Source organism: Streptomyces sp. NPDC028928 (assembly GCF_055564915.1).
In genome coordinates this window covers 129,545-141,853 of the sequence record NZ_JBVHVI010000017.1, presented here as the reverse complement: position 1 = coordinate 141,853, position 12,309 = coordinate 129,545, and the positions used below count along the sequence as shown (strand labels likewise).

13 protein-coding genes are annotated in these 12,309 nt (G+C 72.1%); 7 read left to right on the top strand and 6 right to left on the bottom strand.

Annotation, left to right across the window (positions count from 1 at the left end; translation table 11 throughout):
- Window positions 1–31: 31 nt before the first annotated feature.
- The gene (locus ACZ4U1_RS34095) at window positions 32–535 is read right to left on the bottom strand and encodes a hypothetical protein (protein ID WP_467908041.1); all 504 of its coding nucleotides are present in this window, start codon (window positions 533–535) and stop codon (window positions 32–34) included.
- Window positions 536–680: 145 nt separating this feature from the next.
- Here ACZ4U1_RS34095 and ACZ4U1_RS34090 point away from each other — a divergent pair, with 145 nt between their 5' ends.
- Complete coding sequence (locus ACZ4U1_RS34090) at window positions 681–1,217, top strand: hypothetical protein (protein ID WP_467908040.1); 537 nt, start codon at window positions 681–683, stop codon at window positions 1,215–1,217.
- Between the two features lie 12 nt (window positions 1,218–1,229).
- Here the strand turns inward: ACZ4U1_RS34090 and ACZ4U1_RS34085 are convergent, their stop codons facing one another.
- Window positions 1,230–2,171, bottom strand: coding sequence for an aminoglycoside phosphotransferase family protein (locus ACZ4U1_RS34085; protein WP_467908039.1), 942 nt, complete (start codon window positions 2,169–2,171; stop codon window positions 1,230–1,232).
- Between the two features lie 282 nt (window positions 2,172–2,453).
- Between ACZ4U1_RS34085 and recA the strand changes: the two genes are divergently transcribed.
- The 3 genes from recA (at window position 2,454) to ACZ4U1_RS34070 (ending at window position 7,309) form a co-directional block, all read left to right on the top strand.
- Window positions 2,454–3,581 (top strand): recombinase RecA, encoded by a 1,128-nt coding sequence (gene recA / locus ACZ4U1_RS34080; RefSeq protein WP_467908038.1) that lies wholly within the window; start codon window positions 2,454–2,456, stop codon window positions 3,579–3,581.
- Window positions 3,582–3,584: 3 nt separating this feature from the next.
- On the top strand, window positions 3,585–4,517 hold the full coding sequence (gene recX, locus ACZ4U1_RS34075; protein WP_467908037.1) for a recombination regulator RecX: 933 nt from the start codon (window positions 3,585–3,587) through the stop codon (window positions 4,515–4,517).
- A gap of 263 nt (window positions 4,518–4,780) precedes the next feature.
- Window positions 4,781–7,309, top strand: a complete 2,529-nt coding sequence (locus tag ACZ4U1_RS34070; RefSeq protein WP_467908036.1) for an ABC transporter permease — start codon at window positions 4,781–4,783, stop codon at window positions 7,307–7,309.
- 39 nt (window positions 7,310–7,348) lie between these two features.
- On the opposite strand, the gene ACZ4U1_RS34065 is transcribed toward ACZ4U1_RS34070, so the two are convergent.
- The 4 genes from ACZ4U1_RS34065 to ACZ4U1_RS34050 form a co-directional block, all read right to left on the bottom strand.
- Window positions 7,349–7,780, bottom strand: a complete 432-nt coding sequence (locus ACZ4U1_RS34065) for a rhodanese-like domain-containing protein (RefSeq protein ID WP_467908060.1) — start codon at window positions 7,778–7,780, stop codon at window positions 7,349–7,351.
- Between the two features lie 23 nt (window positions 7,781–7,803).
- The gene (locus tag ACZ4U1_RS34060) at window positions 7,804–8,349 is read right to left on the bottom strand and encodes a cupin domain-containing protein (protein ID WP_467908035.1); all 546 of its coding nucleotides are present in this window, start codon (window positions 8,347–8,349) and stop codon (window positions 7,804–7,806) included.
- A gap of 70 nt (window positions 8,350–8,419) precedes the next feature.
- Entirely contained in the window at window positions 8,420–8,491 is a 72-nt protein-coding gene (locus ACZ4U1_RS34055; RefSeq protein ID WP_309544753.1) for a putative leader peptide, read from the bottom strand.
- 248 nt (window positions 8,492–8,739) lie between these two features.
- Window positions 8,740–10,374, bottom strand: coding sequence for an FAD-dependent monooxygenase (locus ACZ4U1_RS34050; RefSeq protein ID WP_467908034.1), 1,635 nt, complete (start codon window positions 10,372–10,374; stop codon window positions 8,740–8,742).
- Between the two features lie 493 nt (window positions 10,375–10,867).
- Between ACZ4U1_RS34050 and ACZ4U1_RS34045 the strand changes: the two genes are divergently transcribed.
- From ACZ4U1_RS34045 to ACZ4U1_RS34035, 3 genes are all read left to right on the top strand, one after another.
- Window positions 10,868–11,095: a hypothetical protein gene (locus ACZ4U1_RS34045; protein ID WP_467908033.1), complete on the top strand. Its 228-nt coding sequence runs from the start codon at window positions 10,868–10,870 to the stop codon at window positions 11,093–11,095.
- 108 nt (window positions 11,096–11,203) lie between these two features.
- Entirely contained in the window at window positions 11,204–11,743 is a 540-nt protein-coding gene (locus ACZ4U1_RS34040) for a MauE/DoxX family redox-associated membrane protein (protein WP_467908032.1), read from the top strand.
- Window positions 11,744–11,783: 40 nt separating this feature from the next.
- Window positions 11,784–12,308, top strand: coding sequence for a TlpA family protein disulfide reductase (locus ACZ4U1_RS34035; protein WP_467908031.1), 525 nt, complete (start codon window positions 11,784–11,786; stop codon window positions 12,306–12,308).
- The last annotated feature ends 1 nt before the right edge of the window (window position 12,309 follow it).

The following is a 12,309-nucleotide window of genomic DNA, read 5'->3' as shown; positions in this document are numbered from 1 at the left end:
AACCGCCTCCGCCGCCCCGCAGGGGCCGCGGTCAGAGATAGCCGAAGAAGCGGGTCCACCAGGTCGCGTGGTCCCCGTCCTCCTCGGCGAGCCAGGTCACACCGTCGTACGGCCGGTGGAGCAGCCGTTGCGGTACCAGCCGGTAGCCGAGATCGGACAGGGCGGCCGTGATCCGGACGCGGTCCGCCTCGGACAGCGCTCCGTCGCGGACGGCGTCGTCCAGGTCGTCGTGGCTGTCCGGCGCCGGCGTGGTGACCGCCGCCAGGTCGCCGTAGTTGCTCAGCCGCACGGCGAGCGGCACTCCGGCCCCGGTCGCCTCGGCCGGGACGTCGACGCAGAAAGAGGAACTCGAGTCCTGGATGCCTTCGTCGAGCAGGCAGGGGCTCCCGAGATCCCGGGTCAGCCGGTCCCGGAGCCGGGTCGCCCGGAGCCGGGCCCCGGGGTGGTCGAAGCCGTCGGGGTGCTCCAGGTGGTGCGGTGCGGGCACCCGGTCCAGCGCGTGGAACAGGGCGAGCATCCGGTTGTCGTCGTTCATCTCCGCCATACCTTACGGAGGCTGTTCCGAGCCGCCGACATCGTGAAAAACCCCTCCATCGGGATTCGCCAGACCCCCGTCCGATCGGCGGTCTACCGTACGGACATGCCGCGTCACGTTCCGCGGTCACCGAAGGAGGAACCCTGTGTCATCCCCCTGCGACCCCCAGTACGCCCCCGCCGGCGATGTGGGTGCGGCCCTCATGGTGATCGATTCCCGGCTCAAGGCCGTCTACGACGGCAAGACCGAGACCGACCCCGAGCAACAGCAGCTGATCGACCAGTTCGCCGCGTCCTTGGGTCGCAGTGGGATCCAGGACCTGCTGGACGGTGCGTGCACGCTCATCTACATGTACATGAAGTGGCTGCGGATGGCGTACGAGGACCACGACAAGGACGTGATCGAGTACGTGGTGCCCAACCTCGTGGCCACGATGCGCATGATGCCCAAGAGCGTCCGTCCCGAGGCCATCCCCACCATGGCCGGCCTGGTCATCGCGGCAGGCACGGACCTGAGCCCCAGCCTGTGGCGCCAGCAGTACGGGGACTGGACCAAGGACGAGATGAACCCCCTGGAAGTCACCGCCTTCCTGCTCGCGGAGCACATCAACCGGGTCACCGGCGACCAGGACTTCGCCACCCGCCTGATCACCAAGGCGCTGGCCGGCGCGGACCAGGACTGACGGGCCGCGCGGTCACTTCCTTGACGCCGGGGAGCCGGGGCGGTGGACCGTCGCGGTGAGGCGTCGCAGCGCGGCGTGGGCGGGTGGGCCCCAGGTGCGTTTGCCGCCCGGGCGGCCGTGGACGCCTGCCTCTCCGATGAAGACGCAGGCGAGGGCTTTCAGCACCGCCCAGCCGCGGGCGCGGCGAAGGGTCGCCGGGTCCGGGGCCGGCTGATACGCCTCGTAGAAGCGGTCGACGGCGCCGTCCGGCAGCAGGATCCACGCGGCGGCGAGGTCGCAGGCCGGATCGCCCGCGAAGAGGTCGCCGAAGTCGATCACGCCGCAGAAGGCGCCGTCCGCGGTGAGGACGTTGGCCGGATGCAGATCGCCGTGAAGCCACAGTGCCGGCCCCGTCCATCCGGGCGCGGCGACGGCGTCCTCCCAGACCGCGCGGACGGCGTCCGGGTCGGGGATCAGCCCCAGTTCGGTGGCAGAGGCCAGCTGCCCGGCGAACCCCTCGGCATGGTCGGCCAGCGGACCGCCACGGTCGCGGCCGGCCGGTGCCCCTTCGGGGGCGGGGCGGTGAAGAGCGGTCAGGAAGGCGGCCAAGGTGTCGGCCGCCTCCGCGGCGCGCGTGGCGGGGGCACGGTCGGCGGGCGTTCCCGGCACCCAGGTGGTGACCAGCCAAGGCCGCGGAAACCGTTCGGAAGGCTCGCTGAGGCGCTGCGGGACGGGGACCGGCAAGGGGAGGCGCGGGGCGAGCGCGGGCAGCCACTCGTGCTCTTTGCGCAGCAGCGCGTCCGCGGACAGCGTCGCCCAGGGCAGCCGGACGGCGAGGTCGTCACCGAGCCGCCACAGCTGGTTGTCCCAGCCGCGGGCGCCGAGCCTCAGAGGGAGACCGGCCAGGTCCGGATGCTGGTCGCGCAGCAGATCCCGGACCAGCTCCGCGGTGATCTCGATCTCTGTAGGGGCCATGCGGAGCCACGATAGTCGGCCGGCGAGCGCCGCTCGTGACGCCCGCAGGGGACGGGGGCTCCTCCTGCCGAGGCGACGCCGCGTGGTGCGCTTGACACGAAAATCGAACATCCATTCATATGGGGGCTCAGGCGAGGCTTTGGGTGGGGGACTTCCTCCCGATTCAGGGGTATATGTCCCACAGTTATCCACAGGCTGGGCCTGCGTCGGGGCGCATTGTCAGTGGCAGGCGTTAGCGTCTTTGACGTGAAGCGATCGACTCAAGCAAACCGGGTGGAACCCATGGCAGGAACCGACCGCGAGAAGGCACTCGATGCCGCGCTCGCGCAGATTGAACGGCAATTCGGCAAGGGCGCGGTCATGCGCATGGGCGAGCGGTCCAAGGAGCCGATCGAGGTCATCCCGACCGGCTCGACCGCGCTCGACGTCGCCCTGGGCGTCGGTGGCCTGCCGCGCGGCCGTGTCGTGGAGATCTACGGACCGGAGTCCTCCGGTAAGACGACCCTGACCCTGCACGCCGTGGCGAACGCGCAGAAGGCCGGCGGCCAGGTCGCCTTCGTGGACGCCGAGCACGCCCTCGACCCCGAGTACGCACGCAAGCTCGGCGTCGACATCGACAACCTGATCCTCTCCCAGCCGGACAACGGCGAGCAGGCCCTGGAGATCGTGGACATGCTGGTCCGCTCCGGCGCCCTCGACCTCATCGTCATCGACTCCGTCGCCGCTCTCGTCCCGCGCGCGGAGATCGAGGGCGAGATGGGCGACAGCCACGTCGGTCTGCAGGCCCGTCTGATGAGCCAGGCACTCCGCAAGATCACCAGTGCGCTCAACCAGTCCAAGACCACCGCGATCTTCATCAACCAGCTCCGCGAGAAGATCGGCGTGATGTTCGGCTCCCCGGAGACCACGACCGGTGGCCGGGCGCTCAAGTTCTACGCCTCGGTGCGCATCGACATCCGCCGCATCGAGACCCTGAAGGACGGCACGGAGGCGGTCGGCAACCGCACCCGCTGCAAGGTCGTCAAGAACAAGGTCGCGCCGCCCTTCAAGCAGGCCGAGTTCGACATCCTCTACGGCCAGGGCATCAGCCGTGAGGGCGGCCTGATCGACATGGGCGTGGAGCACGGCTTCGTGCGCAAGGCCGGCGCCTGGTACACGTACGAGGGCGACCAGCTCGGCCAGGGCAAGGAGAACGCGCGCAACTTCCTCAAGGACAACCCCGACCTGGCCAACGAGATCGAGAAGAAGATCAAGGAGAAGCTGGGCGTGGGGGTCCGGCCGGAGGAGCCCGCCGCCGAGCCGGGCGCCGACGCCGCGGTCACCACCGCGGCCGACGACGCGGCCAAGTCGGTGCCCGCCCCGGCAGCCGCCAAGGCCACCAAGCCCAAGGCCGCCACCGCCAAGAGCTGACCCGTGACACGACGAACCGACTGGGCCGAGTACGAGTACGCCACCCCCGGTGCCCCACGGGGGAGGGGCACCGGGGGCCACCCGGACTCCGCCCCGGACGGTGCCGACGGACACCGGGACGACGGGTACGGCCAGTACGGCGGACAGGACGAGTACCGCGGGCACGATGAGTACCGCGAGCGGGACGTGCACGGCTATGGCGGGACCGACGCGTACCGCGGAACCGGCGGGTACGAGGGTGGCGGCGCAGGCGCGGGCGGCGAGGGCGGTGAGCCGCCCGGGGGCGGTTCGCTCGGCGGCCGCGGATCCGGCGGACCCGGCGGCGCGCGGGGCGGTGGCCGGGGGCGCGGCCGCCGGCGGCGCGGCTTCGGGGACGCGCCCGGTGAGGACGAAGGCACCCCTTCCTCGGCGAGGGACGAGCGGGGGGAGTCTTCAGGGGACCCGGCTGAGCGGGCCCGGGCGATCTGCCTGCGCCTGCTCACCGGGACCCCGCGCACCCGCAAACAGCTCGCGGACGCCCTGCGCAAGCGGGAGATCCCCGAGGACGTCGCCGACGAGGTGCTGAACCGGTTCGAAGAGGTCGGGCTCATCGACGACGGCGCCTTCGCGGACGCCTGGGTGGAGTCCCGGCACCATGGCCGGGGCCTCGCCCGCCGCGCACTCGCCCGGGAACTGCGCACCAAGGGCGTCGACTCGGCGCTGATCGAGGACGCCGTCGCCCAGCTCGACTCCGAGCAGGAGGAGGCGACCGCCCGCGAACTCGTCGCCCGCAAGCTGCGCGCCACCCGCGGTCTCGACCGCGACAAGCGGCTCCGCCGGCTCGCGGGCATGCTCGCCCGCAAGGGCTACTCCGAAGGCATGGCCCTCCGCGTCGTCCGCCAGGCCCTGGAGGAGGAGGGCGAGGACACGGAGTTCCTCGGGGACGGGGACCTCTGACGCGGTCCGGCCGCACCGCCGCCTTCTGACGCGGTCCTGCCGCACGGCAGCTTCTGGCGTGGTTACCGGGCACGGCTCTCAAGGGGCAGAGCGGTGTGAACCCGCGTCGGGGTGGGGTTAACCCCCGCGCCGGACGGGCGGGGTGACCCCCGGCGCAAGACGCCGGGCCACCGCAGTGCTCTTCCACCCCCGCACCGGCGAGTCTGTACGCGCGCCCAGCGCACGACTCAGCCGACGCGCACAACAGAAGAGAGCCCGTCCCCATGATGCTGCGTTACGCCCTGCAGACAGTCCGCGCCCGCAAGGCGGGTTTTCTCGGCGCCTTCCTCGCCCTGATGTGCGCGGCGGCTCTGATCACCGCGTGCGGCACCCTCCTAGACACCGGCCTGCGCGGCACCATCCGTACCGAGCGCTACGCCGCCGCTCCCGTCGTGGTCTCCGCCGACCAGTACGTGCACCGCACCACCGTCAAGCACAAGAAGGGCAAGACCAAGGTCAAGCACAAGGCGAAACCCATCGCCGAACGAGCCTGGCTTTCCGAAGGGCTGAGCGGCACGCTCGCCCACATCCCCGGCGTGTCCCGGGTCGTCCCCGAACTCACCTTCCCCACCCAGCCGTTGACCCCGGTCGGCACCGGTGGCCGTACCGCCTACGGCCATGCCTGGGACTCCGCCGTGCTCACCCCGTACCGGCTGACCGCCGGCCGAACCCCCGAGGCCCCGGGGGACCTCGTGATCGACGACAGCCTCGCCGCGCGGGCCGGGCTGCGGCCCGGTGACCGGCTCACCGTGCAGTCCACACAGGCCCCGCGGGACTACCGGATCACCGGTATCGCCACCCCGGCCACCACCGTGCGCCACCAGACGTCCCTGTTCTTCTCCGCCGCCGAGGCCCGCCGACTGGCCGGACACCCCGGCCAGGTCACCGCGTTCGGTGTGCTGCCGGCCAAGGGGGCGGACCCCGAGCGGGTGCGCGGGGCCGTGACGCGGGCGCTGCACGGCACCACGGCCCAGGTGAGCACCGGCGACGCCCGCGGGCCCGTCGAGTTCCTGGACGCCGCTGCCGCCCGCACCCGGCTGGTCAGCATGGGCGGTGCCATGGGCGGGACCTCGCTGCTGGTGGCGGTGCTCGTGGTCGTCGGCACCTTCGCGCTCACCGTCCAGCAGCGCCACCGTGAACTCGCCCTGCTCCGGGCCATCGCCGCGACGCCCGGGCAGATCCGCGGGCTGCTCGGCCGGGAGGCGCTGATCGTCGGCGCGGCGGCAGGCACCGCCGGCGCACTGCTCGGTCTGCCGCTGGGCGGCTGGCTGCACTCCCGGTTCGTCGCTCTCGGCGCCGTACCCGACACGCTCGAACACACCGCCGGTGTCTTCCCGCCGCTGGCCGCTCTCGCCGCCACCCTGCTCGGCGCCTGGGCGGCGGCCCGGATCGCCTCCCGCAGGATCGCCCGGATCCGCCCGGCCGAGGCCCTGGCCGAGGCCAGGACCGAACGCAGCCGGCCCGCCTGGGGCCGGACCGTCGCCGGGCTGCTGCTCCTCGCCGGCGGAGTCGTCCTCGTCGTCGTACTCACCTCCCTGCGCACCGAGCCCGCCTCGACTCCCGTGACCTTCCTCGCCGTCGTCGTCCTGTCCACCTCCGTCGCCCTGCTCGGCCCGCTCCTGGTCAGGGCCGCCACGCTGCTGCTCGCCGGCCCGCTCCGGCTCACCGGCCACGGCGGCAGGCTCGCCACCGCCAACCTGCGCGGCAACGCCGCCCGCATGGCCTCCGTCGTCACCCCCCTGACTCTGCTCGTCGGCATGACCTGCACCGTCCTGTTCGTCCAGGAAACCCTCGGGGACGCGGCCCGCACCCAGGTCCGCGAAGGTGTCCGGGCCGACTGGGTCGTGGCCGCCCAGGGGCCGGGCGTCCCCGGCGAGGCCGCCGAACGACTGCGCGCACAGCACGACACCGTCACCGAGGTGGTCCGCACGACCGTGCGCGTCGGCCTCGACAAGTACCCCGCACAGGGCGTCACCCCCGCCGGACTGACCCGCACCTGGGACCCCGAGGTCACCGCCGGCTCCCTCGACCGGCTAGGTCCCGGCACCGTCGCCGTCAGCGAACTGGCCGCCGACCAGCAGCACCTGAAGCCCGGAAGCCCCCTGAAACTCACGCTCGGCGACGGCACGCCGGCCACGCTCACCGTCGCCGCCGTCTACGCCCGGGGTCTCGGCTTCGGCGATCTCACCTTCGCCCACGACCTCGTGGCCCCCCACGTCGACAACCCGCTCGCCTCCTCGGTCCTCGTCAGCACGACCCGTACACAGATACAACTCGCGACTACGCTGCGTGAGTTCCCGGGGCTGCGGATTCTTTCGCCGGCCGCCGCCGACGCGCTCCAGGCAGACCGGCAGCAGACGAACGCCGAGGTCAACTACCTCGCCATGGGCCTCGTGCTGGCCTTCACCGCCATCGCCGTGGTCAACACGCTCGCCATGTCGGTCGCCGAGCGTGTCCGGGAGTTCGCGCTGCTGCGGCTCGCCGGCGCGACCCGCCGTCAGGTGCTGCGCATGCTGCGCACCGAGGTGCTGTCCGTCCTGCTCCTCGCCACCGCGCTCGGCAGCGGTATCGCCCTCGCCGTGCTCACCGCGTTCAGCGTCGGCATGACGGGCCGGGCCGCACCGGCGGTCACCCCGCTGCTCTACCTCGGCGTGGTAGCGGTCGCCGGCCTCCTCGCGCTCGTGGCCAGTGCCGTGCCGGGGCGGGCGGCGCTCCGGGTGCGGGCGGTGACGGTCGCGACGGCGAAGGAGTAGCACGGGCGCCGTCCTCGGCAGGCGCGCCGCACCTACCGCTCAGGACGTCACCGGTGCCACCGGCAGCCCCTCCGCGCGCCAGGCCTGGAAGCCGCCGACGAGGTCCGTGGCCCGGTGCAGGCCCAGTTGGTGGAGGGAGGCGGCGGCGAGGCTGGAGGCGTAACCCTCGTTGCAGATCACCACGACACGCAGGTCGTGTCCGGTGGCCTCGGGGAGGCGGTGGCTGCCCTGGGGGTCGAGGCGCCACTCCAGTTCGTTGCGCTCGACCACGACGGCGCCGGGGATGAGCCCGTCCCGTTCGCGCAGGGCCGCGTATCGGATGTCGACCAGCAACGCCTCACCGGACCGCGCCACCTCGTACGCCTCCCGCGCCTCGACGCGCCGGTATCCGGCCCGCACCCGCTCCAGCAACGCGTCGATACCGAGGGGCGCTTCACCCGAAACGGCGCTCTCGCCGGTCACCTCGGCCACCGCCGACCGCTCGCTCGTGCCGCTCACTGCCAGTCCTCCGGGCGTTCGACCTGCTCCAGGCGCAGCACCTGGCCCGAGCGACTGTAACGGCGGATCCGGGGCAGCGGCGGGTAGTAGGCGTGGACGGAGATCGCGTGTCGGTCGCGGGACTCGTTGAGCACCTCGTGCACATGGTGGCGGCCGAAGGCGCGGCCCTGTCCGGTGGGCAGCCGGCGTACGCGGTCCACGCCCTCGGTGAGTTCCAGGGTCTTCCAGCCGTCGGTGGGCAGCCGCGCGGCGAGGGAGTACTCCGTGAGATCGCCCGAGGCGGTGAGGAAGGCGCCGACCGAGTCGGCGTGGTCGTGCCAGCCGGTGCCGGAACCGGGCGGCCAGCCGATCAGCCAGGCCTCGCTGCCGCCGGGGCCGTCCAGCCGTACCCAGGTACGGCCCTCCGGATCGAGCGGCAGGGAGGCGATCAGCTCGGCGTCGGCCGCCGTTCGCCGGACGAAGTCGAGGAGGTCCGCCTGGGTGGGCGCCGCGCCGGTGGTCGGGGACGCGGACGAGGGCAGGGAAGGGGAGGGGACAGACACGTGCACCGTCCTGAGGAAGGTTCGCGGAAACGGGCGCACGACGGCGCCCGGAAAGGGAAGGGGGTGCGAATCAGCAGGACGGGCGACACACGCAGCCCGCGTAGCGGACGAGGTCCATATGGACCCTCCGCCACAGGCGCACACAGGTGTCGGTCACGATCGGGAGTACAGCATGCTGCCGTAGCCCGGTCAACCGAGTGTCACTCTGCGGACGGAGGGTGCGGAGGGGTGCGTTCCGGCGCACGCCGACCGCCTCCGGGGACCACGGCCGGCGTGCGCGGGAGCCGCTGTGGGGCGTGCGGTCAGCGCACCCGGCCGTCTCCCCGGCGCACGTTCGGCGCGCGGGGAAGCAGACGGCGGCGCGTGGTGATCGCACGCCCCGGCGTACGGTCAGCGCGCGCCGGAGCCGGCCCGCGCCGCCGCCTGCTCCTCCTGCGGTTGCTCCTGCTCCGCCGGGACCGCGCCGCCCAGCGTGGCCTCGGCCGCCGCGTACAGGTCGGCCGGGCGGACGCCGCTCAGCGCGGTGACCAGGTGGCCGTCGGGGCGTACGAGCAGCACGCTGTGCGCCGGCGCACCCGGGTAGCTCTCGGCGACCAGCAGCTCGGCGGGGTGCGGCAGTGCGGTCACGGCCGCCGCGAGCCGGGGCATCACCCCGGCGGACACCCAGTGCTTGCGCTCCCAGACACCCGTACCGGGCGCGATCAGCACGACGAGCAGCGCACCGCGGCCGAGCCGGTCGCGCAGCCGGACGAAGGAACCGTCCTCCGCCGTGACCCGGACGTCGGCGACCGGCGCCCCGGGCGCGGTGTCGACCGGGATGGCCGCCTCCAGACGCCGGGGCGCGAGCGGCGAGTCGCCGTACGTGCCGGGCGCGCCCAGCGGACCACGGCCCAGGTGACCGTCGGTGAGCAGCGCGTCGTGGCTGCGGGCCGCGCCCGGCACGATGTGGCGCAGCCCGCCCCCGCCGCGCAGCACCGGCAGCACCTGGTCGGCGGCGCGCAGCCGGGCGGCGACCACCGCGCGCCGCTCGGTCTGGTAGCTGTCCAGCAGGGCCTCGTGCGGGCCGTGGTGCCAGGCCGTGGCCAGCTTCCAGGCGAGGTTGTCGGCGTCCCTGAGCCCCTCGTCGAGCCCCTGGGTGCCGAGCGCGCCGAGCAGATGCGCCGCGTCCCCGGCGAGGAAGACCCGGTCGGCGCGCCATCGGCGGGCCAGCCGGTGGTGCACCGTGTGAACGCCGGTGTCGAGCAGGTCGTACGCCGGTGAGGGGCTGTCCGACCAGCCCGCGAGGGTCTCGCGGATCCGGGAGAGCAGCATCTCGGGCGTGACCAGGTCCTTGCCCGGCGGCAGCAGCCAGTCCAGGCGCCACACGCCGTCCGGGAGGGGGCGGGCGGTCACCTCCCCGGCCGAGGGCCCGGACGACCGCCACGGCGGCATCCGATGGAGCAACGCCTGACCCTCCCACGGAAGTTCCGCGCGCAGCGCGGCCACCGCGTGCCGCTCCACCGCCGTACGGCCCGGGAAGCGGATGTCCTGGAGTTTGCGCACGGTCGAGCGGGGGCCGTCGCAGCCGACCAGGTAACTGCCGCGCCACCACGTGCCCTTGGCGCCACGGGTGTGCGCGCTGACGCCGGAACGCTCCTGCTCGATCGCGTCCAGGCGGCTGTCCGCCACCAGCTCCACCGAGGGCTCGCCGGCGAGGGCCGCGCGCAGGGCGCCCATGACGACGTGCTGGGCGATGTGCAGCGGTGCGGCGGGGTCGTCCTCGGCGAAGGGGATCTCGTTCATCACCTGCTTGCGCCTGACGGACCGCCATCCGGCCCAGCGCACGCCGTGGCCCGCGAGCGCGACTCCGGTCAGCCGCTCCAGCAGGGCGGCCGTGTCCTCGCGCAGGACGACGGTGCGTGCCGGGCGGGGTTCGTCCTTGCCGGGGTTTTCGTCCAGGACGACGGTCGGCACCTGCTGACGCGCCAGAGCCAGGGCGAGCGTGAGCCCGACGGGCCCCGCTCCGACGATGATCACCGGGTCCACGAGGTGGCGCTCCCTGCTCGCGGCGATGCCTTGACGGACTGGTGTGAACACACTAGGGGAGCAGGGCGAACGATCACAGAACGTATGCAACCTATTGCCGGGGCCTCCGTCAAGCGAGGCGTGCGGGCGCTGGTGTGCAGCCGTTCGGCGAGGGCGCGGGGAGTGACGGAGGACGCGGGCCAGGGGCGTTGTCCGGTGCGGTCCGCGAATTTCCCGGTACGATAAATTCCGTTTTCTTTACGGATGGTGAGCAGAAGGCCCGGCCGTTCTTCCGTGCCGTATTTCGACATAACGCTCGCAAACGTTTTGAGCCTGTCCAGTGAGCCTGCGCACATTAGAAAGTCATTGCCATGGCTCTAGCCGCTACATAGGATCACTCGCAGTAGGTCGAAGTCGCGCGACGTTCCTACTACGGGGTGGCTCTTCCCTGCTATTCGACCACGCGGGGCCGAGCCTTCCGGACAGACCATCCGGACACCAAAAGGAGAAGCACATGCTCCTCAAGGAAATGACGAACAAGCTGGGCGACCGACTTCTCGGCCGCCTCGTTCCCAGCACCACCGCGGATGCCGACCAGTTCGAGTGCACCTGGGAGTACAAGTGCACTTTCCCGTACTGTGGCGGCGCATCGCGTCTCACCCGGTACCGCCGTCAGGTGTGCGCGGAGAGCACCGGCGGTCCGAGCAAGGGCCCGTGGGAGAGGCTCGGCTGCTGCTGGTAAGCACGGCTGATCACATCTGATTGAGCCAGTCCGGCCGGCCCGGCGAGGGGAATACGGGCCGGCCGGACCAGCCTGTCATGCCTTTTCTGTGAAATAGGGCCCGTTACGATGACCTATCTGCACCTTTCCTTGAGGCTGTCACTCGCGGGCGTTTTCCTTGTGTCCGGGCTGGCGAAAGCGCGTGCCATCGACGGTGCCGTTCTGATGTGCAAGAGCCTGTTCGGCACCTTCTGGCCGGCCCGGAAGAACTGGGCCCGACCCGCCGCCGGCGCGCTCGTCGTCGCCGAGGTGGCGACCGGCCTCGCGCTTGTCGTCCCCGGCTCCGACGCCACCGCCGTGCTCGGCCTGCTTGCGGCGATCGGCCTGCTCATGGGGTTCACCGCGCTGGCGATCGTGACCTCGCGCAGAAAGCTGGCGCTCGTCTGCGCCTGCTTCGGCCGTGCCGGCGCGCCACTGGGCCGGCGCCACGTCTGGCGCAACCTCGCCCTGCTCGCCATCGGCGCCGCGGCCCTGTTCCTCCTGCCCCAGGCCGGGCGCGGGACGTGGGACTCCGGCGGGACCGGCGTTGCGGTGACCGCGGCGGCCGTCGTCACGCTTGTCACCTTCTATTACGACGAGATAGCAGACCTGCTCAGCGGCAACTGGTGATCTGCCGCCCGCGCACGACGGAATCTGGAGTAATCCTGTAATGGTATTCCTCGTCCCGGTCGTCGCCCTCATCGGCGCGTTGGCCGTGTTCAACCTGTTCCTCACCATGGCGGTGATCCGTCGGCTCAAGCAGAATGCTCCCGACCTGGCCGAACCAGATCTTCCGGAACTTCCTCCCGGCAGCCGCCTCCCCGATTTCCACGGGGAATCCATTTCCGGAACGCCCGTCACCGCCGACACGGTGGCGGGAACGGATTCGATCTTCGCGTTCTACGACACCGGCTGCTCGGCGTGCAAGACGACCATTCCTCAGCTCATCGGCTATGCCCAGGGCAAGGGCCTGAAGCCCGACCAGGTCATTGCGGTGGTGGGAGGCGACCGAGCGGCGGCCGACGTGTACGCCGCCGAACTGGATGGCGTGGCCACGGTGATCGTGGAGGACACGCTCGGTCCGGTCGCGTCGGCGTTCTCGATCTCCGGCATCCCGGCGTTCGTCCAGGTCGACAGCGGCGGCACCGTGGTGCGCTCGGGCACCGCGCGCGGTGTTCTGACCGCAGGGATCTGAG